The following is a 25656-nucleotide window of genomic DNA, read 5'->3' as shown; positions in this document are numbered from 1 at the left end:
TGAACACAGATGGGGAGAGATCGTCTGCGCTGATGTTATTTTCGGAAGGCAAATCCTTGATAGAGTATAATTCAAGATCACCTTGCGAAAGTAAAGAAGTATAAACAATTTAGATTCTGGGGAGTGGAACACATGTCAGGCATTGAAAAAAATGAAACACTTCGCGTTATTAGCGAACGCCATGCTGTCAAAAAGTACGAAAAAGGGTTTGAATTGCCTGAAGCTGATCTCAATGCGATTCTGACAGCAGCTGCGGAAGCACCATCTTCATGGAACCTGCAACACTGGAGATTCCTCGTAATTGAATCCGAAGCAGACAAAGCGAAATTGCTGCCAGTTGCTTATGGTCAAAGTCAGATCGTGGAAAGTTCAGTTACGATTGCTGTTCTTGGAGATTTGGAAGCAAACCGTAACACCGTAATCTACGATCAAGCTGTTGAAGCAGGCGCACTGACTGCTGAGGTTCGTGACGCATTGGTTGGACAGATCAACGGTGCTTACCAAAGTCCGCAAATCGCTCGCGATGAAGCGATCCGCAATGCATCTTTTGCTTCCCAAAATATTATGCTTGCTGCACGCTCCCTGGGTTACGATACATGTCCAATCGGTGGATATAATCCACAAAAACTGATCGAAACATTCAACATTCCTGCACGATTTGTGCCAACGTTGTTGATTACTGTAGGTAAAGCTGCACAGCCAGCTCGCCCGTCAGGACGTTTGCCGTTGTCTGAGGTTGTTGTTAAAGGTTCTTTCTAAGTTAGAAAGTTAAATCTGATGATTTTGCATCAGTGATATAAGTATAATTCAAACAGCCGCACTTTCCTGTTGAGGGAAGGTGCGGCTGTTTGGCATATTGAGGTTGTATGGAAAAGTCCACTAACGATGACTCCAATCGAGCGGATTCACCATTCAATTGAGTTCTTACTTCCACCATGAAAAGATTACTTCTCAGGTGTTTCCGGGATTTGTGGTGCATGGAACGATTCCATGTACTCGATTGCGTTATACATCATCACTGCTGCTTCGGCACGAGTAATCGTTTGTTTAGGATTGAAGTTTCCGTCGGCATCCAGTTCATTGATTGTGAGAACGAGTGAACGTTGAATGGCACCTTGATACTCTGGAGTAAGTTGCTGTTCGTCGGTAATGTCCATAGGTTTGATATTAATCATCGGCAGACCGCCTTTGGCCTCGATGCCTTGCATCAGGAACAGGGTGAATTGTTCACGAGTAAGCGGTTTGGACGGATCGATATCCTGTGACATCTGAATGCCATTATATTGTGCGCGGATAAATGCATCACTGTACCATACGCCATCTTTTACTTGAGAGAAGTGGTCACTTGGTAGCGGCTGCTTGATAAAACGAATCGTGTCCAGGTTCAGATTTAGTCCGTCCGCAATCAGTTGAATGCCCTGAGCTGTATTTAATTCCAGTTCGGGTTTGAACAAGCTGTCGCTCACACCTTTGATGAATCCATCCTTATGGAGAGATTCGATTTTGTCTGCTCCTGCGATACCTTGAATATCCGTGAATTGGGCCTGCGCGGCGCTGATCGGGCCTGCACTTAGAGACAGCGTGAGCAGAGCTCCTGCAGTTAATGTAGCAAGTATATTTTTTTTCATGATAGGTTCGCCTCACTTTTCCAGGGATGATCCCTTTATATAAAAGTTATTTGCTCCTATAGACGACCCTTCTGTTCAAAAGGTTGCTGCAATTTTCCAACTGAATTCATATCATTTAGAAAGGGCTAAGTGAAGGCACTGTCTCTAACCTTTGGATTTATTTCGATAATCTGTGGGTGAACGTCCCATCATTTTGCTGAACAGACGGGAGAAGTAGTACGGGTCTTTGAATCCAAGCTCGGAACTGATCTGCTTCACGGTCCAATCGGTAAAATCGAGATAGCGGCAGGAATGCTGGATCTTGAGCCGCAGGAAATAATCGATAGGCGAATGTCCGGTCGCTTGCTTGAATAACTGAGAGTAATGAGGGACAGACAGTCGCGCGTGTGCTGCCAGTTCCTTGAGGGTGATTCCATTCTCCAGGTGCTCCAGCATATATTGGACGGACTGCTCGGCCGCACGTTTGCTGCTTACGATCCCACCATCTGACCCTGTCGTCTCCGGTCCATAAGCGAGCATGCCAAGCATATAGCCAATAATCTGGGAGGCATACGTCATCGTCTGCATGGAGTAACCCGTCTCTAACGCGCCGTAACATTCATGGAACAGCTCAAGCCATTTCTGAGCCTTGGCCGGTGGCATCGTAGTAATATGATGAGTTAACAAGGGTTCTATGTAGGATAAAGCGTGTTCCCCGCGCAGATGAATCCAGAAGATGCTCCATGGTTCAGCTGCGTTGGCTCCGTACACATGAGGGACATGTGCAGGTAATATAACGAGGTTTCCAGGGCTGACATCATAAGTCTTGCTGCCATCCATCGTATACCAGCCTGTGCCTTGGACACAGTACATCAGAATGTGTGATTCACAACCATCGGGACGATCACGGTAATGATGCTCCGCTTCGTGAAAGTAACCGATATCGGTAACATATAAGCCGGACGTGACCGGATAAGCTGCGGTTTCTTGCAGCAGGGAGTCCGGAAGCACCATGAGTTTTTGCATACGAAATCCGTCAGATTTACGCTGTAGGGGTGGTCTGTTGTTAGGTCTCATACTTTGTATTATGGTGAGAGGCGATAAGGGAGTCAATGACAGATATGAGAGCGCACACCGGGCTTGTTATCGATTTAGAAAGCCACGTTACAGGAAGTGAAGCAGTTGCCCGTGAATTGGGTAAGTACATATCAGTGGGAAGAATCAGAACAGTGAATATACAGGATAAGGGAGAGATTTAGATATGGAACCAGCCAAAACAAAGGAAACGCTTTTCTATACAGGTACGTATGCGTCAGCGGGTGAACCCGGAATATTCCTATGTGCGTTGAATGCGGATACAGGAGAGATGCGAATCGTCAATGACATGGATGGTGTGGATAATCCGTCTTATCTGGCGCTATGCCCTGATGGAAATTGTCTGTATGTGGCGAGTGAGACGGATGAGGGAGAGGTGTTGGTCTATCGGAGAGATGCGGCAACGAGTGAGCTGCACCTGATGGATCGAAAACAGACCAGAGGGGCTTCTCCATGTTATGTGTCTGTCTCCAAGGATGGTCAGTGGGTGTTCTCATCCAACTATAGCAGCGGCAGTGTCAATGTATTCCCGGTTGGCGATCAGGGGACGCTTGGTGAGATGAGTACATGGGTAGAGCACACGGGAAGTGGAATCAACGAAGAACGCCAGGAAGGGCCGCATGCACACTCCATTCAGCCAGATCCGTCCGGACAGTATGCTGTCGTATGTGACCTCGGTCTGGATCAGATCATTGTGTATCGGTTGGAAGAGGGACGTTTGGTTACCCATCGTGAGATGGATCAGCCACCAGGCGCAGGGCCAAGGCATCTTGTGTTCCATCCCAACTCAAAGTGGGCATATGTAATTAACGAATTGAACAACACGGTTACGGCATTCCTATACGATGAGCGCAGAGGTGAGTTCACTACAGTGCAGCACATTTCCACACTTCCAGAAGGGCATAAAGGAGAGGGTACGGCTGCAGACATCCGTGTATCTCCATGTGGACGTTTCCTGTATGCATCCAATCGGGGAGATGACAGCATCGTACTCTATCATATTGATCAGGAGAGCGGTGAGTTGGAAGCCGTAGAATGGACGTCTACAATTGGGCAGACGCCGCGTAACTTTAATATTTTGCCAGGTGGAATTCTAGTCGTGGCGAATCAGGACAGCAATAACCTCGTAGGTTTCCAGATCAGCGAAGAAGACGGACGTCTGACACATAATGGATTCAAGCTGGAACTGCCTCGTCCGGTATGTATTGCTCCTGTGGTATAAAAGTTGTAATACGGTGAAGTGAACGTGGAATATTACATCTAAAAAGTGGTCTATAAGCTGTGAAATCATGGAGAAACACATGGTTTTACAGCTTTTTTTAGTCTTTTATGCGATTAACTTGAAAATAGTGGCAATTATCACATTTTTTTATTGACCATTGTTCGAACGTTCATTATGATCAGAATATATAGTGATTAAACCTAAAATCTGGATGTTGCACGAAGGGTGGTGCTTTCCTTGGAACCTGCAAATTCAATTCGGGAGCAATTAACCCAGTTTATCGATAAGAACAGCATGACGCTCTCCCGATTCTCGGAAGTATCGGGCATTAATACAGGCACAATTAGTCGTATTTTACATGGGAATCGTCCCATATCTGTGAGTCAGTTGATTGCGATATCATCAGGAATGGGCGTGGCAGCGGATCATTTTTTTGCCGACTATGTGGAAGAATGTTTTGCTTATTCCGTATCCATGAGGCGGATCAGACCGTTTATTCTCCGAAGTGCGGAGCTGAATCGGCTGGACTGCATTGAGCAGATTCTTCATCGGCTACTGGACGACCTCGATTATGCGACAGAACTATTTGAGATGGCTGAACAATTATTTGAACAAAATCAGCAGTCTGCGGCGGCATTGTTATATAAGAGTGTGAGTGAGGTTGAGAAATATCAGCATTCCGAACGGCTTGCGATGTGTCAATATCGGTTGTTTCTCATTGGACAAGGAGAGAACCTGGAGGAAAATCTAAGGACAGCTATCTTGTTCGAGCCTTATGTTGACCGGCTGGATGAGGGATACCAACTGGACGCGCTGAAACATTTAATTCATTCTTTCGGCTCAGTGCATAAGTGGAACAAGGTTAACGAACTTGCCAACAAAATGCTTCATTTAGCCCAAATAGAGTATGAGGCACCTAGAAATCGTAAACGTAACTATCAGGAGCTGAAACGAACAGAGCGACCAATATACTTTTATATATTGTACTCTTGGTTAATTCAATCTACCGTATATGAGGAACACAGGGACTATGTCCGAGCACTCGACTTTGTGAAGTTATATGCTGACGGACAAAGATGGGTGAAAGAGGACAATGAAGAATCCCGTAGTATCTTGAAGCAGTTTGAAGAGTGGGCCGTGGCTAATACGTATCTCTATCGTTTAATGTCTGGCGAAGTTGAAGTCATTCCCGATTATGCAGACTATATTGAGGGACGTAAAGACGAAATCTTCATCGCCCTTCGATATATAGTCCAAGCTGCGAATAAATTTGGCGTTAACATTGATCACATTTTGGATCGTTTCTCTGACTATATCCCCTTGCGTACGTACAAGACTGAATTTGGGGAGTATAATCATGCGATTATGGGTGAGAGTTACGCACAGTTTTTAAGTGATTTAGGCGTATATAATCTTAGCAAACATCGTCGTAATGCAATTAATCTAATTTTGGAAGGTTTGCATTTTTCAGTTAAAATAAATAGTGATCGGAATATTATTACGTGCATGACCCTGTTTGAGCAATACAGGGATCAAGCTGATTCAGTTGCAAAACAAAAATTCAAATCTCTAACAAGTGAGGTGCATCGGATCAATGCAGAAAAAATGGTCGTTACTTCTATTTCTATGTAGTTCCATCATCATAAATCCTGAGATTATAGTGCTGATGGGACATGGATGGGGTGGAGGTTAAACAGTCGAAATGGAAATCTGCACCAATATAATTTTGTTTTTAATGATATACGTTATGAAGTCGAAGGAGAAATCCTTCGGCTTTTTTACATGCTATCCATTCAATTACTAAATTAGACCTATAGATGGAATTATATGTTTAATTTAAAATAAATATATTAAAGCGCTTACACAAAAGATGGCGCTACAAGGGCAGCGGGCTTACCACTACAATTGGGGAGGCAATTGTTTATGGGGAATCGATCATCATTGTGGAAGCGCACATTACGTACAGCGGGAGTATCACTGCTGAGTTCCGCATTACTGGTCACTTCGCTTGGCTTTGGCAACACGCAAGTAACACATGCAGCGGGAGCAAGGCAGATGGAATATCTGGATCGCGGTGTGGTGGCTGTGAAGACCGGGACAGGTGTGTTTGTCAGTTGGCGACTTCTGGGAACGGAAGGATCGAATGTATCGTTTAACGTATATCGAGATGGAACCAAGGTGAACGCTACGCCCATAACAAACAGCACCAACCTTCAGGATGCAAGCGGGACAAGCAGTTCCAAATATACGGTTCGCGCTGTAGTCAGTGGAACGGAGCAGGCTGCTTCAGCGGCAGCAAGCGTATGGGGCAATAACTATCTATCTGTACCGCTCAGTGTACCCGCTGGTGGGACAACGCCCGATGGAGTAGCCTACACTTACAGTGCCAACGATGCCAGTGCAGGTGATCTGGATGGTGATGGTGAGTATGAATTGATCGTGAAGTGGGACCCCTCCAACTCCAAGGATAACTCCCAGAGCGGTTATACCGGGGAAGTGTTTATCGATGCCTACAAATTAAACGGAACACACCTCTGGCGAATTAGTCTGGGCAAAAATATCCGTGCCGGTGCTCACTACACTCAGTTCATGGTGTATGATCTCGACGGTGACGGCAAAGCCGAAGTTGCGATGAAAACAGCCGATGGCACCAAGGATGGTACTGGTGTGGTCATCGGGGATGCCAGCAAGGATTACCGCAATTCCAGCGGTTATGTGTTGTCTGGTCCCGAATTCCTGACGGTCTTCAATGGACAGACTGGCAAAGCGCTCTCCACGGTGAACTACGAACCGGCGCGTGGCAATGTATCCAGTTGGGGGGATAACTACGGCAATCGGGTGGACCGATTCCTTGCGGCCATTGCCTATCTCGATGGCGAGCGCCCAAGTCTGGTCATGGCTCGCGGGTATTATACGCGCAGTGTGCTCGTGGCCTATAACTGGCGGAATGGACAGCTGACCAAGCAGTGGACATTTGATTCCAATACCTCCGGTAACTCGGGTTATGCCGGGCAGGGTAATCATAATCTGAGTGTGGCGGACGTAGACGGAGATGGGAAAGACGAGATCGTTTATGGTGCCATGGCAGTGGATGACAACGGCAAAGGATTGTACACAACAGGACTTCATCATGGCGATGCCATGCATTTGAGTGACCTCGACCCGGACCGCCCTGGACTTGAGGTATTTCAGGTTCATGAGACACCGTCCAATGCCGGAGTGGAATTCCGTGATGCGGGTACAGGCCAATTAATCTGGGGAGTCAAAACAACGAAGGATATTGGACGTGGCATGGCGGCAGATATCGATCCAAGATATAAAGGTGCCGAAGTATGGGCAGACGGCAGTCTGTACACAGCCAAAGGGCAGAAACTCGGGACAACCCTGCCTTCCTCCACGAATTTTGGGATCTGGTGGGATGGCGACCTGCTCCGTGAACTGCTGGACAGCAACCGAATCGACAAATGGAATTATACCAACAGCACAACGATGAACCTGCTCACCGCATCCGGCGTTTCTTCCAACAACGGGACCAAGTCTACGCCGAATCTGCAGGCCGACCTGTTTGGAGACTGGAGAGAGGAAGTGGTATGGCGGACGAATGACAGCTCAGCGTTGCGGATCTATACTACAACAGCAGTTACGGACAAACGCATCTATACGCTGATGCATGATCCAGTGTACCGTCTTGGCGTCGCTTGGCAAAATGTAGCCTACAATCAGCCGCCACACACCGGTTTTTATCTGGGAGAAGGCATGAGCACACCACCAGTACCCAATATCCGGTATGCGGGCAGATGAGGAATGGACAAGGTGTGGCCGTCCAATTCTGTTTATGTTTACAATAGCCAGCGAAGCATGGGATTCGCTGAAGGGAACAACGGACGATGGTTCGTTGTTCCTCTTTTTTTGCCAATAGCCAAGGAATACGGTAAAAATCGGAAAAAACGTTTGACAGGTATATAGACTGCCTTTATTATACGTATATAACTTACTAAACAGGTAGGAATAATAAAAATGAATCTGTTTTCATTGTGAAAACGGTCATTTTACAGACAGATGCAACCATGCAACCTGAACAGAATAACGTTCTCACCGTATAGACGGAGGAACACCGCAGCGCATCCTTTTCAGATGGAGCATGCACGGCCTTAAGCCGGCATGACTTTATGGGGAGAAGTGCGCGGGGGTTCCTCCGTCTTCTTGTTTTTTTACGGGGCGTTTGATCCTGTTCAGCCGGCCTGAGGTAGTCATGCAGATCTATATCGGGGGAGTGTTATTTATGAAAAAGAGAATTCATAAGGGTATTTTGGTTGGTCTGGCACTGGTGTTAACAGGGGTACTGGCAGCATGCGGATCGGATAGCGGCGGGTCCAGTGCAGCAGGAACATCGGGGGGATCGGAAGGCGGCACAGAAAAGGCCAAGGCCATCGAGCTGCTGAATGTTTCCTACGATCCAACGCGGGAACTCTATGAACAATATAACAAAGCGTTTGCGGCGCATTGGTTGAAAGAGAAGGGCCAGGAAGTGACCATCAAGCAGTCCCATGGGGGATCGGGCAAACAGAGTCGTTCTGTTATTGACGGACTGGATGCAGACGTGGTGACGCTGGCATTGGGATACGATATTGATGCGATTGAAGATAAAGGTCTGATTAATGAAGGCTGGCAGGATAAATACGAGCATAACAGCTCTCCGTATACCTCTACGATTGTCTTCCTTGTACGTAAGGGTAATCCAAAGGGCATCAAGGACTGGGATGATCTGATCAAAGGGGATACCCAAGTCATCACCCCAAATCCTAAAACGTCCGGCGGGGCGCGCTGGAACTATCTGGCGGCATGGGGATATGCCCTTAAGCATAATAACAATGATGAAGAGAAGGCGAAGGAATTCGTTGGTGAATTGTTCAAACATGCGCCTGTGCTGGATTCGGGTGCTCGCGGATCTACAACCACGTTTGTTGAACGTGGCATTGGTGATGTGCTGCTTGCCTGGGAGAATGAAGCTTTTTTATCGGTAAAAGAGCTGGGTCCGGACAAATTCGACATTGTCGTGCCTTCGGTTAGTATCTTGGCAGAGCCGCCCGTTGCGATTGTGGACAAAAATGCAGACAAAAAAGGAAGCCGCGACGTGGCGGATACCTATCTGAAATATTTGTACAGTGAAGAAGGACAGACGATTGCTGCTGAAAATTATTACCGCCCAACGCTGGACAGCGTGGAGGAAAAATTCAAAGATCAGTTCCCGACACTTGAGCTGTTCACGTTGAAAGATGTATTTGGAACATGGCGGGATACTCAGGCCAAACATTTTAATGACGGTGGTATCTTCGACCAGATCTATGTTCCAGGCAGCTAAGGTTGCTCTGTTCAATGAACACCCGATCAATCGCGCTGTGAGCGGCCAACCAGCCTTACCGGCTGAAGGCAGAGAGGATGAACGTGCATGAGCAAGGTGGTTGTGGCGCGGAGACGCACATTGCCGGGATTTGGATTAACGATGGGTTACAGTGTGTTCTACCTGAGCCTGGTTGTACTTATTCCACTGGCTGCGCTGTTATTTAACTCCACAGGGCTGACGTGGGCAACCATGATTGAGGTTGCGACCAATCCCAGGGTGCTGGCTTCATTCCAGGTCAGCTTCCTGACCGCAGGTGTAGCGGCGCTGATTGATCTCGTGCTGGGGTTACTTCTGGCATGGGTGCTTGTTCGGTATGAATTTCCGGGCAAAAGGTTGTTTGATGCGGTCATTGATCTGCCTTTTGCCTTGCCGACAGCGGTAGCAGGGGTTGCTCTTACGGCGATCTATGCCGGCAATGGCTGGATTGGGCAGTTTGTAGAACCTTTGGGCATCAAGCTCGCCTATTCACAGGCCGGGATTACGCTGGCGCTGATGTTTATCGGAATTCCATTTGTAGTTCGCACGGTGCAACCGGTGTTGGAGGAGCTGGAGGCAGAGGTGGAAGAGGCGGCTGCTACACTGGGGGCAGGAAGATGGCGGATATTCCGCACGATTCTGTTGCCAGATCTGATTCCACCGCTGCTGACGGGTTTTGCTCTGGCATTTGCCCGAGGCATTGGCGAATATGGCTCGGTTGTATTTATCTCAGGCAATATGCCGATGAAAACGGAGATTGCTCCCTTACTGATCATGGCCAAGCTGGAGCAGTTCGATTATGCAGGCGCTACAGCTGTAGCTTTGCTGCTTCTTCTAGTTTCTTTCATCCTGCTGCTGATCATTAATTCCTTGCAGCGTTGGAGCCGAAAGGCGGGCAGAGCATGACAATGAAGCATGGTGGAATAAGGATATTAAAAGACGTCACTCACCCAAACCAAAGGAGGTGCAGTATATGGCGGGTTCTGTTCCACTGAGCCCTGTTCCACCCGTTAAGACCAGCCGTGGAACTAACCGTGCAACAACGGAAGCTCCCTGGGTCAAATGGTTGTTGATTGGACTGGCAAGCCTGGTACTCATATGGCTGCTTATTTTGCCACTGGCCATTGTGCTCATGGAGGCGTTGAAGCAGGGCTGGGGTGTGTACATCGCGGCTCTTACCGAGCCGGATGCCATGTCTGCACTGAAACTCACGTTATTAGTTGCGGCGATTACCGTACCGCTGAATACGATATTTGGTGTGGCCGCTGCATGGGTCATTACCAAGTTCCAGTTCAAGGGTAAGGGACTCATGATCACCCTGATTGATCTTCCTTTTTCAATTTCGCCTGTGGTGGGCGGGTTGATTTTTGTATTGGTCTTTGGTTCGAATGGGTGGTTAGGGCCGTGGTTGTCCGAACATGATATTAAAATCATTTTTGCGCTGCCAGGCATTGTGATTGCAACGCTGTTTATTACCTTCCCGTTCGTAGCGAGGGAGTTGATTCCTCTTATGGAGGACCAGGGAACAAGGGAAGAAGAAGCGGCGGTTACGCTAGGTGCTTCCGGATGGCGAATCTTCTGGAGTGTAACCTTGCCCAACATCAAATGGGGACTGCTGTACGGTATTATTCTGTGTAATGCCCGCGCTATGGGCGAGTTCGGAGCCGTATCTGTGGTGTCCGGGCATATTCGCGGAGAGACCAATACGTTACCACTTCATGTCGAAATTTTATATAACGAATATCAATTTTCGGCTTCGTTTGCCGTAGCTTCCCTGCTCCTGATTCTGGCTCTTGCCACGTTGCTGCTCAAGAGCTGGCTTGGACACAAAGCCGTTTCAGAAAAGTGATTATGAGAAGAAGAAAATACAGATTGACAGCTACTGGAAGCCCTGCTAATGTATAAACCAAGTATATAGGTTGGATAAGAATGATTTATAAATCCGTTGGATGACAGCGCACTTAGGAATATGGCGGGCAGTAGCCCGAGAAGAGGAGGCGGCTCTATGGCTAAGCCGTTAAAAGTGGATGAGGTATGGTTGGACCGAATTGCCGGACAGCTGAATGACATGGAGTTTGGTTCATTGCATATCGTGGTGCACGAAGGTCAGATTGTGCAGATGGAGCGGACCGAACGTAAGCGTTTTGAAAACACGCCCTCAGGCAGCGCCTCCAAATCCGGAAGCACGGCACGAAGCAGTTCAGCCCGTTCACTACGCGGATCAAATGCGAGTGCGAAGGGATAGAGAGTGACGTGAGGGAAGCGAAGATAGGTGCATAGGAACACATGTAAAATCCAGAAACTCATGGGAAATGCATGTTCCAAACCATCCTACCTATTGGGCACGACTTGTCTCCATATGCTCCTTATACCAATGATTCGCTTCGAGCAGTACCTGTTGCCCACCTGCATCCATGAATTCTTCCACAAAGGTATCGAAATACCCCACAGGCTGATCGCCAGTGATGATGGAGATGTACGCTCTGTCTCTCATGCGAATCAATTCAGATGAATATTGAATCAGGGCAGGGGTTGCAACCTCCAGGCGATTATAGATACCATTCTCCGTCAACCCTGCAGATGCAGCCCACTGTTCACGTTTATCCGAGGGTGTACCTGGAACCGTCATGCCGATACTTGAGCCGATCATATTAATATAATTCTCCATTCTGTTGTATGGGTAAAGTAAATGGAACGAGTTTGAATCTTCAGCGCTCCAATTCCAGTGTTTTCCTGGAAGGCCATACTCCATTTTGATCTGCTCCTCCGGATCGGGGTTGGCACTTACATAATCGAGTATCTCCAAAATTTTCTCCAGTTTTCCCGGCTCCTTTGCAGCCTCAGCACCTATAGCAATAAAATTCATCAGCAGATTGTTCCCTTTTGAACCGCTATGTCCTTCAGGACCAATAACAGGAGAACCAAATACAACCTCTGCAGTTGCGTTCTTCTGTAGTAGCTCACTGACATTGAACGAGGCTCCCACAGGGGTTTCTTGGCCATTTTCATTAAGGACACTATAGTCTCCCTCTTGATTCCAATGATAATAGTTGCCCATCGAGGTCATCCCAATTTTTCCATTAATAAAAGCATGGGATAGATGTTTATAGCCACCTTTGTTTTCACCGGTTATGAACTCAGGGTCGATAATCCCGTCCCGATACCACTTTTGCATATAAGTCAGGGCTTTTTTCATCTCAGGCTCCAAAGCACCGATCACGAGTTGGTTGTTTTTTTCATTAAAATACAGTTGCTCGGTGAAAACGGACTGTCCAAAAGCGCCAAACACAACATTTAAGCCCTCTCTGGAAAGGCCATACGTATCCTGTTTACCATTCCCGTCCGGATCATCTTTGGCAAAGGCATACATAACCGTTTCAAATTCATCTAATGTTTTTGGCACCTCCAGACCAAGCTGCTTAAGCCAGTCCTCTCGGTATACAACAGGGGTTCGATAGATGTTGGTCTGATTAATGGCCGGAATTCCATATAAGCCACCGTTTATTTTTCCATACTCTAGGTAACGTGAATCATAATCGCGAATTCGCTGTACGATATTTGGCGCATATTGTTCAAGAACTTCCGGGGGAATTTCCGCTAAGACCCCTTGCATTTGATACTTAAGCAGATCATGTGGTTGTCTGATCCGGAAAAGATCCGGTATTTTCCCTTGAGCAAGCTCCAGATCCAGCAGTTCCTCATACCGCTTGTTCTCAAGGTTCCACACCTCCAGATCGACATCAAACCGATCCTCAATATATGCAATCATCTCAGCGTCTTCAGGAACAGGGATATTTTGATGCATGGTCCAGGATATCGTATACTGCGGTGCTGTATCTTTCTCAGCGCTTGCCAAATGTTCCTGCTGTTGCACTTGTGATCCTTCCCTGTTTAGAAAGGTACAACCGCTCATCAATCCTATAAGAATAGATGTAGCAATCAATAGACATAGCGTTCTTAAATGGTTGATGTTCATAGCAGCTCCTTTCCTGATTTCAAATTCTATATAGGTTTAATCAAAGAATATTTACACGGACACTCCGATGACAGAACAACCTTCCGATCGCTGTTATTCCCAGATTTCTTTTGATTCCTTCTCTAAAGGAAGAAATCCGGGAATAGCGTATGCTTCCGAAGTAGCTTTCTTTCAGAAAGCTTTTAGGCGAACGCTTCGCTTCTTCAGGTTCTTTCTGTCCTCTCCGTTTTTGTGTAAATGTTAAATTGATCCTATATAGATCCCTGTTCCATTAGATTGCGCATGAAGTTTTTTGGCGTACAGCCGTGAATTTCTTTGAACTTTTTAATGAAATAGGCAGGGGTACGGTAACCGACCGTACTTGCGACCTGCTCAACCGTAATTTCGCGTTGTGTCATGAGTTCCCGTGCGCGTTCCATTCTCTGATTCGTAACATATTCGGAATAAACAATCCCGGTTTCTTCCTTGAAAAGTTTACTCAGATATTTAGGGCTGATGAATACTTGCTCTGAGACATGATCCAGCGTGAGATCGCCTGATAAGTGCTCGTGAATATAGGCTTTGACAGCCGAGATGGTATCCACACTTCGTACCTCGCTTCGCTTCTCCATCTGCATCACAAATTCGGTCACGAGATGAATCATCCATTCCGAGTATCGGTTGATATTGTAGAACAATGAAAATTGCTTGTACATATTCAATGAACTCGCCTCGGTGGGTTGCAGGCGCACCTGATTAACACACTCAGCGTAAATAGATACCGTTTTTAATAAGATGATCCGACTGTATTCGGCTGAATAGGGGCCTTCTTTTATTGTCGCGACCAATTCCTGAATGGCCTGAACCGTACCTTGCACATCCCGAGTCTGTAATTTCTTTTCAAAGTTTACGAGGTATGACTCCGGTATTTCCAAACTGCTGGCTTCCCTGTTCAGAAGATCAAGATCCTGAATGGCAGACTGCTCGGGGAAAAAGTAGCTGTATCGAATCAGGGTATTCGCCTGATGATAGCTTGTGTGAATCTTCGTGAAGTGCTCTACCCATCCGCCTAACGATAGTACAAATTCCAGACCAAATCTGCTGATCGCCTCAGCGTGAATAAAGTCTACAATGTGATCAGAGAGCGGTTCTTCGGGTTGGTTGGTACAGATGATTACTGCTATTTTGTGATCCTGCAATTCCTCTGCCAGCAGTTGAGTTCCAACCATTTCTGCGATCTCCAGTTGCTGGATCATCGTATACAACGTATGCTGCAACTGTCGTGGCTGCAGATCCTTCCACTTCTCATTAACAGGGTCAATGACGATGCAACGGAAGCGAGAGTAGGCCATTGAAATGTGAATAGACTGGAGCTGTTCCGTAAGTTCCTCGGGTGTAAATCGGTTATTTAACATATTGAGCATGATACTATGCTTAATCATTCTGTGATTGGCCTGTAAAGTTTCTTCAAGACTATCAACTTTATTGGACAGACTGTTAAACGTTGTATCGATGAACCGATATTCGTCCTGCTTTAAGCTGGTTGGGCTATCCATCCGGCTCTTGATGTTATTCATGATTCGTTTAAGAGGACTATAGTTGGCCCTGGTAAAGATGGACGACATCGCTATTCCAACCGCAACAGCCAATAAACCGAGAAGAACCGAAATCTCCTTCAAGCTATCCAATTTATAATAGAAGCTTTCATTAGGTGTGGTTGTGTAGATTCTCCATGCATTTCCTTTAAATTGATCTTGGGTAACGACATGAGAGTCATAGTTAAATACAGGTGTGAAGCTCTCATCTGAAGTATGAAAGGTGAGCAGCGACTGCGTCAGATTCTCCTCCGTGGAGCTGCCTATCAACGTTTTGTCCGCGGCAGATATGACGGTTCCGTCCTGATCGATGATTAATGTATTTGCATAGTCAGCAGGGAGCATATTTTTAATGATCTGACTGATCGCTGATTCTTTGATATCAATCGCAATCATGGCCTTACTGTCTTGTCCAGACGATTGAAACGGGTAACTATGGACATAGGAAATTAGAGGACTCATCTTGCCTTGTTCCCGTGATTCGATATAAACATCCTGAGGCACCATGCGAGTCTTCATCCATAAGGAGCTTTCTGAAGTCTCTTTCATCGCAGCAATCCAATCCGTCGTATGATCCACACTCGAAGGCGTGTCCTCATAGAGCAATAGCCCATATACAGATGAGACGATGAAGTGGTTCTTCGTATCGTACACATGAATAGCTTCAATGAGATCGGAATAATTTTGCACCATATTTTTGAGGGACTGTTCGATGTCCAGGATTTTGCTATGGTTTCCTTTTAAGCTATCTAAATCGATACTAGCGGCGTTACCGAGTGCCAGGGACAGATAGACCTGATTCACCTTCTGGATAACGGAGCTCTCAATATAATTGACAGTGCTTTTCAGTGACAGCTGATTATTGATTCGAATCTCTTTGCTGTATTGATGGGAGAAGAAGAGGTATAGAATGGAGCCGAAAAGAAGCGCAATGACAAGAACAACAGCAAGGTAGGAAAGAACCATCTTGGATCTTACAGTTTGAAATGGCTTATGCATTCTTTTTCCCCCTTCATGTCTCTTTTCTAAACAACTTCATCATTATATAGCAGGCCGAGGACTAGAAATCATGTTGATCGAAATTTAACAAACTCCCACTCCATAATTTACTTTCAGTTAATAAAGCGTTTACAAAAGTAGGTATTTTAATTGATAAATGTAGTATCTAGCTCCATTTTTCTTGGCATATAAGCTCCGGAACGTACGATTTTGATATAAAACGGAATTTGTTCTATAGATGCGAAACGCCCCTAATGCTACAGTAACGGCAGATCAGACATCTGTATAGAGTCTTTCTTACTCATTTGCAGATGCAGAAGCAAAAAAATAATTTACCATAACGGGAGCGTGTATTTGCAAGCCATGAGAAAACCACTTAAAAAGTCACTGGCATTACTTCTAATGTTGTCTATGGTAGGTCCGACATTTGCAGAGAAAAGTTTTGCAGCCGAGCAGAAGATTCAGTTCTCTGATATTAAGGGACACTGGGCGGAAGCAAATATTCAAGCATGGGGTGATGAAGGATTAATTCGAGGTTACCTGGATCATTCATTTAAACCTAATACGTATATTACAAGAGCAGAATTTATGAATTTGGTAAACGGTGCTTTTGGATATTCCGGACAAGCTAAAATTACCTTTAATGATGTGTCTGAGAGTGCATGGTATTACGAAGCAATTTCTATTGCAAATGCGAATGGATATATAGATGGATACACCGATGGCACAATGAAGCCGCAAGATCCGATCACCCGTCAAGAAGCAGCTAAAGTGATCGCTGGCATTTTGAATCTGGAGTTAAATGAAACAGCAGCGAATGTATTTAGCGATTCATCGTCTATAGCGGCGTGGGGCAAGGGAGCTGTAGGTGGAGCGGTAGCAGCGAAAATTATCTCCGGATATGCAGATGGAACCTTCAAACCGCTTAATTCCATTACTCGTGCCGAAGCGGTGTCTGCGCTCGTTAAAGCTGTGGAAACAGATGCTACTACAGCTGCCAAACCAGCTAAGCCAAAAGGAACGGCAACCGTTCTGAATGTTAATCCCCCAGCAGATGAAGCTCGGTTATCCGCCGTGAAGCACGGAGCCAATGCCGGAGACGACACCTTGAAAAATATTGCGGAAACCAATCCGTTTATTGATATTTTAGACGGTTTTGATCAAGTATGGTCCATGAACCTAGCGGATTGGAGAGATGGAACAGCGGCAACTAAAATTGGAGCTGACGGGAAAAATGCAAAGTATGGAGATGGACCGACTCCATATTATGACGGCTTTAAGAATGATCCAACCGTAGCTGTTGCTGATCAGAAAACATATGCAAATGAAGAGATCCGAAACAAAGCGACTTGGGAAGCCAATATCAAATATGTAGAAAAGGTCACGCAAAATCGCACAGGTGAAGAGACATTGGCAGCCTATTATGATGACCAAAGAGATAAGATCTATAGCGTGATGGAGGGCTTTGGTCCGTTGGCTAACACGTATGTAGATATCATCAAGCCAAAGACAAACGTTGAACGAACGGTGGACGAGATGAATGTGGTATTGACCGAAGAAACAGTGGAAGATGAAAGCCAAGGCATTGGAGATTGGGAAGCAAAGACGGAACTTGCAGACTTGGTTCATTTAGTTGATCTGGTTCGATTCAAAATTCCTGCCTCATCTAATCCCTCTAAATATTTCTACTCTTCCCCTAGACCGTGGAGAATGAATTCCAATGGAGAAGTGAAAGAAGTTGTTGACAGCAAAGGACTGCCTGTATGGGAAACCTTGGGCGAAGGTGAGAAAAAAGAAGTACCTTTGGCTTCAGGCGGCACCAAATCAACAGGAGAAAAACATTACCAGCAATACGAAACTAACGTTAAACTTATTCCTGCGTTAACTTATGTCAAACGAATCGCTGAGGATGGAAGAGGGAAAGATGGCGCATTTCCGAGCGGACATACCAGTGCAGCGTACTTATCCGTATTTCCTTTGGCATACGCTACACCAGAACGATTCACTGAATTGTTAACGAGAGCAGCTCAGTTGGGCGAGAATCGAATCGTAACGGGGATGCACTCACCGCTTGATGTTATAGGAGGAAGAATACAATCCACAGCCATGGCTGCATATGCACTTAATCAGGCTGAGAACAAAGATGTGTTAGAGAAAGGTTATGAGAATGCAGGAGAAGTATTTGGAGCTGCAGCCAAGGAAAAAAATATGAGTCTGTATGAGTATGCACACACCGTAACAGAGGATTACACGTTCAAGAGTGCTTACGATGAACACAAATGGGAAGATCATGATGCCAATAAAGCCTTCTATAGAGAAAAGATGACTTACGGTCTACCACAAACCGGAACCAAAGGTTTGGCTCCAGTTGTACCGCAAGGAGCAGAAGCCCTGTTAGAAACACGTCAACCGTATTTAACAGATGAGCAACGCAGACAAGTATTGTATACAACATCCATTGACTCTGGATATCCTGTACTGGATGAATCCAAGGGCTGGGGTAGAATTGATCTGGTCACGGCTGCGGATGGCTACGGCGCATTCTTGAACAATGTAACTGTGGATATGGACGCTTCCAAAGGGCGCTTCAATGCAGAAGATTGGTGGAGAAATGATATCACCGGTAGTGGAATGCTCACGAAAAAGGGGACAGGCACCCTTACATTGACAGGGAAAAATAGCTACACTGGCGGAACATTACTGCAAGCAGGAACGCTGGTAGCTGAATCTGCAACTGCTTTTGGTACAGGTGATCTGTATGTAGAAAATGGAACAGTTGTCGTTGATGTCGACGGAGCACTCAACTTAGATAGAAACTTTACCATGGATAACGGTACGTTGGAATTGGTAGTGACTGACAACAACAGTCAGCTGAATGTCGGCAGAAAGCTCTATATTGATGGAGGAAGTCTCAAACTCGACTTGTCCAACTATAAGATTGAAGGTGCCAAAGATATTACGTTAATCACGGCTAATGGAATTACAGGTGAATTCGACAGTGTAACTGCCGAAGGTTATGACGTGACTGTCACGTACGAAAATGGCCGCGTCATTGCACATGTTGTAGCCAAATAAGTGAAGTAATTATCCATGATATAAAGTGAACTAAAGAATGTCACACATGCCACTTCGATGACAGAATAACTTTCCGATCACTGTTATCCCAGATTCTTTCCTTCTTCAAAGGAAAAAATCCGGGGATAAGCATATGCTTTCGATGGAGCTTTCTTTCCGAAAGGCTTTAGGCGTAGCGAATGCTTTCGAAGTAGTTTTCATACAGAAAACTTGTAGCTTCGCTTCTTCACGTTATTTCTGCCCTCTCCGTTTTTGTGTAATTATTAAAGTTCGTTTTATATCGTTCAATTCTTCGCAAGAAAAGATTATAGAAAAGGGCTTAAACTACAATGTAGTTTAAGCCCTTTTCGCGTACAGTTACGTTGGGATATAGGGGATGTTTTCAACACGTCCTGAAAGCCGAACTGTATCTGAACGTGTCCGGAGTAGGCAAGCGCTAAATACTAAATGTAAGAGCAAGCAATTAGGACTTCGCAAAAGCGATTTTCCTATTTTCCTCTACCAATGAGAATTTTCGCTTCGTACGAGAGAGAAACGAGGTTTCCTCTCAGTCGCGCTTGGAACAGAGCATGAACAGGGGTTGAGCGCTAACGAATATGAGGCGTCTTATTCAAGGGTTTGAAGCACCCGCAGAAATCTAAGGAATCTGAGACACGTTATATCGAAATGTACGGCGTTTTAGAGCGTTTTTATCGAGCGATTTTGGGAAATAACGTGTCTGAGGTTTTTTACAATTTTGAAAGAGGCTGTAGAGGCCAAATAAGACGTCCTGAGTTCCTTAGAAAATAGATTGGCTACTCAATAGGATCAGCCAGACGGGAGCTCGATAATTTTGGGACACTGACATCCATCATCGTATAGCATGCCGAGTAAGGAGACACGACCTGATCGGTGAAAATCCAGCCGAGGGAGGGCCAAGTCTCGTATCATCGATGTGGGTATCTAAGTTTAATCATACGGAAGCGGCTGAATCGTAGGTTATTCGTCGGTGTTGGTACCAGATGTACGACGTGTATTTCCTTCCAGTTCCGTAGAGACTTGCTTCGTTGGTTCCAGATCCGTATGTCCTGCGTAGGGGCGCTCACTTCGAGAGCGTGTCCCAGTCAACCCGAAACCCGAAGTGAATATAATCAGCTGTAATCCAAGGGCGTAGGGCGCAGCAATAGGTCCAATCAGATGGAGCAACGAGCATAGCGCGATCAGCAAGGAGAGCATTTTGGTTACTGTACTTGACCTATCCCGGCGTGGGCTGGCCCAGAGCAGGTAACCATATATTATGGTGATCATCAGGGAAATTGCGCGAATCCATGGCAAGATGCTGTCCCATGAGTCCACAGGCACGTCCAACATCCGCTGACGAAATACCAGATCTATAACCAGAAACCCTGTAGCCGCCAGTGCGGCTGGTTCGGCTACAGGCCGAAGGATGGTCCAGACCGCTGTGCCCCAATGATCTGCATGAGTATCCCGGCTTAGTTCATCCGATAATACGGTGCATTCCCGTTCCAGTGCTCTGTGCATCAGTCCAAGTCGGGCAGGGTCATGATCCTTAATACAGTCACGGATCTGGTCCTGTAGCTGAGGAGATAGGTAAGATGCAGCTTTGCAGGCTAACATTGCTGTTATCAGATCGTCATGTTTGTGTTCCAATCGTTCATAATTCCGATTTTCCTGGATGGTAAGTTGTCCCAAGAGGGCTGTACTTATGTATAATGTATCTCGTATCCTTCTCATTCGCCTTTCGTGGCTGCGGCGAACTTCAGTGGCAGACCATATGTATATCCCCAGAAGCAAAGCCATGACTCCAAACAGCACAGCCACAGCGCCTGGGCGCGATGTTAGATCTTCAATCCAACGTTGAAACACACTTGTTCCTCCTTTGCACCAACTTCACGTATCAAGAAACACGCTTCACGTAAGCTTTCTCTCACTATTACACAGGAAGTAGATGAATTCAAGCAGAATTCATATGTTAAAGTCATGATACGTAGAGTAGCTCAGTGACACAGATGTAATTATAATAGAAAGATTTTAAGGTGGGGAGAAATGAAATTTTATAGGTTTAATCATGATACGAAAACGAAGGTCCTAGCTTCAGTGGAAGATGATCATCATCCAATTAATAGTGATTTCCACGGTCAATCTAAAATAAAAGGATGGACAACAATAGGTTTAGAAACCCTTTATAAAAAATCATACAAGGATTTTCCGAATTACCATATCGGTAAACCTGTGTTCTCAAAAAGAGTTAAAGAGATGATGGAGAAAGAGAGTTTATTAACAAGCGAAGTAGAATTTTTGCCCATAACGAATGATAATATGGAATTGTTCATACTAAATGTTACTAATATATTGGACTGTGTTGATTATCATCGTTCTGATATTGGTAGATTCAAAGATGGGTCTTGGGCACGGTTTAACAAGCTTGTATTCGATCCTGCCAAAATACCGGAAGGAACGTGTATGTTCAAGATTAAGGAAACTCCTGGTGTTCAGGTTTTTGTTACAGAAAAGTTTAAAGAATGGATTGAAGAGCGTAAGCTCAAAGGGCTTAACTTTTCCGTGATATATGATTCTGACTTTACAAAGGAAATGGAAGAAGAGCAGCAACGGGTATATGATGCAGCTCTTGAAGAAATTGAACGAAATAAAGGAGAAGAGTATTCCTATGATGATGCCCGTGAACTTGTAGATCAGGGAGAAACCATGGCTAGCGGTCCGTGGAGGATTCGGCTGGAAGATCAGGGGAGGTTATGGCTAGGTCAGTTGCTTCAAGATCTGTCTTACCAGTGGATTATGCCTGTATATATCCCGCCGGTTTTGCTGTTGAAGTCTTGGCATGTGGTTGACAGAATAAAAGAATAATTTATTTTGTTGGAGAGGGGCACAATTCATGGATCATGTGAGTATTGAACACACACCACCCGCAGCAGTGGAGTATCTTGCTTTACGGCAGGTTTCGGGTCTTAGCCCGATGAGCAGGGAAGGGGCGGAGATTGGATTACGGAATAGCTTGTTTGCAGTATGTCTGCGTGAAGAGGATATGCTGATAGGCATGGGGCGAGTGATTGGAGATGGAGGTTGTTTCTTTCAGGTCGTCGATATTGCTGTACACCCGGATGTTCAAGGAATGGGGTATGGAAAACTGATCATGAGCGAGCTTATGAATTATCTGCGTAAAGCAGTACCTGCCCGTGGTTTAGTCAGCCTGTTGGCGGATGTTCCGGCTGATCAACTTTATGCTCAATTTGGATTTGAATACACCAGCCCAAAATCGGAGGGTATGTGGTGGAGGCAGGGAGAAGAAGGACCGACTACCTAGCGGAACGGAAACTGAAATCTTGAGATAAGAATAGACTTATGTCGTATGAAATTATCTTAGTATAGCCGCATTTAGCGGCTTTTTTCATGATTCGTGTTGAGTGCTTGCGGAGAGAGGGGATACTTAAGAGTGTCGGTGCTTCTTCCGCTAGTTGAAGTAAAGATTATTTTTCTACATATAAGCTGTAAGAGATAGGTTTACAAGATGTCACATCCGGTTTAAGATGGCGTGAGCCGTTTAAGGTATATAACAATAGGATTAAGTATTAAAATAACGGTAAGTTGACAAGATGATATCTACAGAAAAGAGGGAATTCATATGAAAGTAGCCATTTTTGGAGCAACCGGAGCGATTGGCAAGATGATACTGTGGGAGCTGATGGATCGTGGGCATGAAGTGACAGCGGTGGTGCGTGACCCTTCGAAGGTTGAGATGGTTCATGAGCGTTTGCGTGTAGAACAGGGAGATCTGCTTAACCCGGATCAGGTGGCTGATTTTGCAGCGGGTCAAGAAGTGGTTGTGAGTGCATATGGACCGAAGTTTGGTGGAGAAGAAGAGATGCTGGAAGTGACACGTTCGTTGATCGAGGGTGTGCGCCGGGCAAAAGCAGGACGTCTGGTTGTAGTTGGTGGAGCGGGAAGTTTGCTAACCGATTCCGGTGATATGCTGATGGATACGCCGGGATTCCCGGAAGAAGTCAAACCACTGGCAAAAGCACATGCAGAAGCATATGACCTGATTGAAGCATCAGGTATTCACTGGACCTACATGAGCCCTGCTGCGACAATCACAACAGGACGTCGGACAGGCCAGTTCCGGGTTGGCATGAACCGTGTGATTACGGATGATATCGGGGAAAGCTCGATTTCCGTTGGCGATTTTGCAGCGGCTTTGGTGGACGAACTGGACGATCCGCAATTTATCCAAGCTCGGTTTACGGTAGGTTATTAAGTGTAAACAGGCTTTGGAATGGATGATTTAATCTGAAGGTCTCGTACACGGGATCGATAGAGCTTCCAATGATGCATGAAGCGCATCATGGTAACTATATGAGGTAAAGGGAAAGATAGCGATACACATACAGGATACAGCGTTTAGGTGCGATGTTGTTGCTTATAGGTATGAGATGAGCTTGTCACGGGGAGGGATGAACGTTGTTTATCGTAACCGCTGAACAGATGAGAGCTGTGGACGAGTATACCATTCATCAGCTCGGTATTCCGGCAGCAAGTCTAATGGAGAATGCAGGCCGCGCCATAGCCGAGGAAGTCATCAAGCTGTGCCGGGAAGGGCAGGCAGAAGGTTGGCTTGCGGATTCAGGGCAGCTTGGCTATAGCAGCAAGACAGATGCTAGGCGGGCACACACCGGGCCCGGTGATCGGCAAGGTTATGGTGGCGACATCATCGCCGATCCGGCGCTGGTGATGGAGCGCCCGGGAGATCAGCAGTGGTACATGCTGATCGGCAAGGGCAATAATGGCGGCGATGGGCTGGTGGCTGCGCGCCATTTGGTTGAAGCAGGGCTTGGCGTGACATTGGTCTACGCCGATGCCCCTGTTGCACTGCGGGGCGAAGCCGCAGTGCAACGGGATGCCGCCGCGAAGCTTGGCATCCCTGCTCTTGTCCACGGGCGCGAAGCCGTGGACTTCAGCCGGTGCACAGGCATCGTGGATGCGCTGCTGGGCACCGGCTCGCGGGGAGCGCCGCGCGGAGCTTACGCGGCGCTGATTGAGGCGGCGGACGACAGCGGCAAGTCGGTCGTGTCCGCGGATGTGCCGAGCGGGCTGAACGCCGACACCGGAGAGGTGTACAAGCCCTGCATTCAAGCCCGGGTGACCGTATGTCTCGCGCTGCTTAAGCGCGGGCTGGTGCAGTACCCGGGTGCTTCTGCTGCGGGGCGCATTGTGGTGCGCGCCATCGGCATTCCCGCGCGACTTGCGCCAGAGCATGGCCCCTCGGTCCGTCTGCTGACGGACGAGGTGCTGCGCGGTGCGCTGCGCGTGGATACAGGCCGTCTACGGGCACCGGACGGCCACAAGGGCACCTACGGCCACGTACTGTTGGCCGCAGGAAGTCTGCCGATGAGCGGCGCTGGCCTGCTCTCGGCCAAGGCCGCGCTGCGCGCAGGCTGCGGGCTCGCCACATGGGCGCTGCCCGCGGCACTGTTGCCGCATGTCATCGGCACCGTGCCCGAGCTCATGCTTGCTGCCGCCGCCGATGGCGACAGCGGCGAATGGAACGCGGCTTCCGCCGACGCCGTGCTGCGTCTCGCGGAGAGCCGCGACGTGCTCGCGACCGGCCCCGGCCTCGGCCGCTTCAAGGGCGACACAGACTGGCTGTGCCGTCTGTGGCAAAATACGGATCGTCCGCTCGTCATCGACGCGGACGCCCTCAACATGCTGGCAGACGCTGGCCCACATGGGCCTCGCGACTGGGGCCAGCGAAGTGCGGCGACAATCCTGACGCCGCACCCTGGCGAGATGGGCCGACTGCTGGGCATGTCGACCCCAGAGGTGCAGCGTGACCGCATTGGGCACGCTGCAAAATACGCCCGCGAGCAGGGCGTGACCCTTGTGCTCAAAGGAGCACGAACGGTCATCGCAACGCCGTCCGGCGAGGCGTACATCAACACCACCGGGCACGCCGGCATGGCGACTGGCGGTGCCGGAGACGTATTGACCGGCATCATCGCCGGTCTGCTTGCCCAGGGGCTCAGCGCGGAGCAAGCCGCCGCGTTCGGCGTATATCTCCACGGACAGGCCGCTGAACGCGCAGCACTGCTGCGCGGTGACCCATCGTCCCTGCTGGCCGGAGACATCATCGACGCACTGTGAGGATGGGGCAGGTGTGGGACAAGCTCATGGTTTTGGGTTGCTGTCTATGACTAATCATTTCTAAACTGCAAGTGATCCAACGAATCAGCGCACCAGCGCACCAAAAGTAGATGAGTGCACGTTGTCCATTGCTAAATGCTAAATGCTAAATGCTAAATGCCCGGCGCCCAATGTCCATTGCTCAGTACTCAATACTCAATACTCAATACCAATGCCCAGTGCTCATTGCCCAAACGAACCTGATACACCTTATACCACGGTTTACATCGAGGAGCAAAAGCTAACGAATCTCATCCACGTTATTTCTGTGTATTTCAGAGAAAACACCTGAAAAACCGGACTAAATTAGGGAATAGAATGCCTGAGATTCGTTAGATTTTATAATCTGCAATTAATGGCCCAATAAGGTTTGCTCAGTTCGTTAAACGTTTGGATCTGAAATGCTGATGCCTTGTTATCTATATAAGTTGAACTAAAGAATATTTACACTAGACACTCTGTTGACAGAACAACCTTCCGATCGCTGTTATCCCCATTTTTTCTTTTATAAAGTGGAGAATCCGAGGATAGCG

Annotated in this window: 18 protein-coding genes; 13 read left to right on the top strand and 5 right to left on the bottom strand. The window is 47.0% G+C overall.

The window, feature by feature from the left end:
- Positions 1-132 precede the first annotated feature (132 nt).
- Positions 133-759, top strand: coding sequence for a nitroreductase family protein (locus tag IFU39_RS24925; RefSeq protein WP_076215923.1), 627 nt, complete (start codon positions 133-135; stop codon positions 757-759).
- A 185-nt stretch (positions 760-944) separates the two neighbouring features.
- On the opposite strand, the gene IFU39_RS24920 is transcribed toward IFU39_RS24925, so the two are convergent.
- Both IFU39_RS24920 and IFU39_RS24915 read right to left on the bottom strand, forming a co-directional pair.
- Positions 945-1628 carry an S-layer homology domain-containing protein gene (locus IFU39_RS24920; RefSeq protein WP_192135530.1) on the bottom strand — a complete coding sequence of 228 codons (684 nt, stop codon included), beginning with the start codon at positions 1626-1628 and terminating at the stop codon, positions 945-947.
- Positions 1629-1772: 144 nt separating this feature from the next.
- Positions 1773-2633, bottom strand: coding sequence for an AraC family transcriptional regulator (locus IFU39_RS24915; RefSeq protein WP_192135528.1), 861 nt, complete (start codon positions 2631-2633; stop codon positions 1773-1775).
- Between the two features lie 235 nt (positions 2634-2868).
- Between IFU39_RS24915 and IFU39_RS24910 the strand changes: the two genes are divergently transcribed.
- The 7 genes from IFU39_RS24910 to IFU39_RS24880 all read left to right on the top strand — a co-directional run bounded on the left by IFU39_RS24910 (position 2869) and on the right by IFU39_RS24880 (position 11549).
- The gene (locus IFU39_RS24910; protein WP_192135525.1) at positions 2869-3924 is read left to right on the top strand and encodes a lactonase family protein; all 1056 of its coding nucleotides are present in this window, start codon (positions 2869-2871) and stop codon (positions 3922-3924) included.
- Between the two features lie 237 nt (positions 3925-4161).
- Positions 4162-5556: a helix-turn-helix domain-containing protein gene (locus IFU39_RS24905; RefSeq protein WP_244661110.1), complete on the top strand. Its 1395-nt coding sequence runs from the start codon at positions 4162-4164 to the stop codon at positions 5554-5556.
- 291 nt (positions 5557-5847) lie between these two features.
- Positions 5848-7725: a rhamnogalacturonan lyase gene (locus IFU39_RS24900; RefSeq protein ID WP_192135523.1), complete on the top strand. Its 1878-nt coding sequence runs from the start codon at positions 5848-5850 to the stop codon at positions 7723-7725.
- A 481-nt stretch (positions 7726-8206) separates the two neighbouring features.
- On the top strand, positions 8207-9286 hold the full coding sequence (locus IFU39_RS24895; RefSeq protein ID WP_192135521.1) for a sulfate ABC transporter substrate-binding protein: 1080 nt from the start codon (positions 8207-8209) through the stop codon (positions 9284-9286).
- 87 nt (positions 9287-9373) lie between these two features.
- On the top strand, positions 9374-10210 hold the full coding sequence (gene cysT / locus IFU39_RS24890; RefSeq protein WP_192135519.1) for a sulfate ABC transporter permease subunit CysT: 837 nt from the start codon (positions 9374-9376) through the stop codon (positions 10208-10210).
- A 67-nt stretch (positions 10211-10277) separates the two neighbouring features.
- Positions 10278-11153 carry a sulfate ABC transporter permease subunit CysW gene (gene cysW, locus IFU39_RS24885; RefSeq protein ID WP_192135517.1) on the top strand — a complete coding sequence of 292 codons (876 nt, stop codon included), beginning with the start codon at positions 10278-10280 and terminating at the stop codon, positions 11151-11153.
- Positions 11154-11309: 156 nt separating this feature from the next.
- Positions 11310-11549 (top strand): YezD family protein, encoded by a 240-nt coding sequence (locus IFU39_RS24880; RefSeq protein ID WP_036607453.1) that lies wholly within the window; start codon positions 11310-11312, stop codon positions 11547-11549.
- Positions 11550-11639: 90 nt separating this feature from the next.
- Here the strand turns inward: IFU39_RS24880 and IFU39_RS24875 are convergent, their stop codons facing one another.
- Positions 11640-13280 carry an extracellular solute-binding protein gene (locus tag IFU39_RS24875; RefSeq protein ID WP_192135515.1) on the bottom strand — a complete coding sequence of 547 codons (1641 nt, stop codon included), beginning with the start codon at positions 13278-13280 and terminating at the stop codon, positions 11640-11642.
- 251 nt (positions 13281-13531) lie between these two features.
- Positions 13532-15853 (bottom strand): helix-turn-helix domain-containing protein, encoded by a 2322-nt coding sequence (locus IFU39_RS24870; RefSeq protein ID WP_192135513.1) that lies wholly within the window; start codon positions 15851-15853, stop codon positions 13532-13534.
- Positions 15854-16216: 363 nt separating this feature from the next.
- Between IFU39_RS24870 and IFU39_RS33310 the strand changes: the two genes are divergently transcribed.
- The gene (locus tag IFU39_RS33310) at positions 16217-18928 is read left to right on the top strand and encodes an S-layer homology domain-containing protein (RefSeq protein WP_192135511.1); all 2712 of its coding nucleotides are present in this window, start codon (positions 16217-16219) and stop codon (positions 18926-18928) included.
- 978 nt (positions 18929-19906) lie between these two features.
- On the opposite strand, the gene IFU39_RS24860 is transcribed toward IFU39_RS33310, so the two are convergent.
- The gene (locus IFU39_RS24860; protein WP_192135510.1) at positions 19907-20794 is read right to left on the bottom strand and encodes a hypothetical protein; all 888 of its coding nucleotides are present in this window, start codon (positions 20792-20794) and stop codon (positions 19907-19909) included.
- Positions 20795-20974: 180 nt separating this feature from the next.
- On the opposite strand from IFU39_RS24860, the gene IFU39_RS24855 reads away from it, so the two are divergent.
- The 4 genes from IFU39_RS24855 (at position 20975) to IFU39_RS24840 (ending at position 25084) form a co-directional block, all read left to right on the top strand.
- Positions 20975-21793, top strand: coding sequence for an imm11 family protein (locus IFU39_RS24855; protein ID WP_076319495.1), 819 nt, complete (start codon positions 20975-20977; stop codon positions 21791-21793).
- A gap of 28 nt (positions 21794-21821) precedes the next feature.
- Entirely contained in the window at positions 21822-22250 is a 429-nt protein-coding gene (locus tag IFU39_RS24850) for a GNAT family N-acetyltransferase (RefSeq protein WP_192135509.1), read from the top strand.
- Positions 22251-22568: 318 nt separating this feature from the next.
- Positions 22569-23201: an NAD(P)-dependent oxidoreductase gene (locus IFU39_RS24845; RefSeq protein ID WP_036607440.1), complete on the top strand. Its 633-nt coding sequence runs from the start codon at positions 22569-22571 to the stop codon at positions 23199-23201.
- Positions 23202-23404: 203 nt separating this feature from the next.
- Positions 23405-25084, top strand: coding sequence for an NAD(P)H-hydrate dehydratase (locus IFU39_RS24840; protein WP_192135508.1), 1680 nt, complete (start codon positions 23405-23407; stop codon positions 25082-25084).
- The last annotated feature ends 572 nt before the right edge of the window (positions 25085-25656 follow it).

It is taken from the genome of Paenibacillus sp. CFBP 13594 (genome assembly GCF_014842675.1).
Taxonomy (GTDB): domain Bacteria; phylum Bacillota; class Bacilli; order Paenibacillales; family Paenibacillaceae; genus Paenibacillus; species Paenibacillus amylolyticus_B.
This window is presented reverse-complemented; position numbering and strand designations above follow the sequence as displayed.

Excerpts from the sequence above, each read along its gene's own strand:
- IFU39_RS24850 (WP_192135509.1), top strand. The coding sequence starts at position 21,822 with ATGGATCATGTGAGTATTGAACACACACCACCCGCAGCAGTGGAGTAT.
- IFU39_RS24915 (WP_192135528.1), bottom strand. The coding sequence starts at position 2,633 with ATGCAAAAACTCATGGTGCTTCCGGACTCCCTGCTGCAAGAAACCGCA.
- cysW (WP_192135517.1), top strand. The coding sequence starts at position 10,278 with ATGGCGGGTTCTGTTCCACTGAGCCCTGTTCCACCCGTTAAGACCAGC.
- cysT (WP_192135519.1), top strand. The coding sequence starts at position 9,374 with ATGAGCAAGGTGGTTGTGGCGCGGAGACGCACATTGCCGGGATTTGGA.
- IFU39_RS24910 (WP_192135525.1), top strand. The coding sequence starts at position 2,869 with ATGGAACCAGCCAAAACAAAGGAAACGCTTTTCTATACAGGTACGTAT.
- IFU39_RS33310 (WP_192135511.1), top strand. The coding sequence starts at position 16,217 with ATGAGAAAACCACTTAAAAAGTCACTGGCATTACTTCTAATGTTGTCT.
- IFU39_RS24875 (WP_192135515.1), bottom strand. The coding sequence starts at position 13,280 with ATGAACATCAACCATTTAAGAACGCTATGTCTATTGATTGCTACATCT.
- IFU39_RS24855 (WP_076319495.1), top strand. The coding sequence starts at position 20,975 with ATGAAATTTTATAGGTTTAATCATGATACGAAAACGAAGGTCCTAGCT.
- IFU39_RS24900 (WP_192135523.1), top strand. The coding sequence starts at position 5,848 with ATGGGGAATCGATCATCATTGTGGAAGCGCACATTACGTACAGCGGGA.
- IFU39_RS24920 (WP_192135530.1), bottom strand. The coding sequence starts at position 1,628 with ATGAAAAAAAATATACTTGCTACATTAACTGCAGGAGCTCTGCTCACG.
- IFU39_RS24870 (WP_192135513.1), bottom strand. The coding sequence starts at position 15,853 with ATGCATAAGCCATTTCAAACTGTAAGATCCAAGATGGTTCTTTCCTAC.
- IFU39_RS24845 (WP_036607440.1), top strand. The coding sequence starts at position 22,569 with ATGAAAGTAGCCATTTTTGGAGCAACCGGAGCGATTGGCAAGATGATA.
- IFU39_RS24925 (WP_076215923.1), top strand. The coding sequence starts at position 133 with ATGTCAGGCATTGAAAAAAATGAAACACTTCGCGTTATTAGCGAACGC.
- IFU39_RS24880 (WP_036607453.1), top strand. The coding sequence starts at position 11,310 with ATGGCTAAGCCGTTAAAAGTGGATGAGGTATGGTTGGACCGAATTGCC.
- IFU39_RS24895 (WP_192135521.1), top strand. The coding sequence starts at position 8,207 with ATGAAAAAGAGAATTCATAAGGGTATTTTGGTTGGTCTGGCACTGGTG.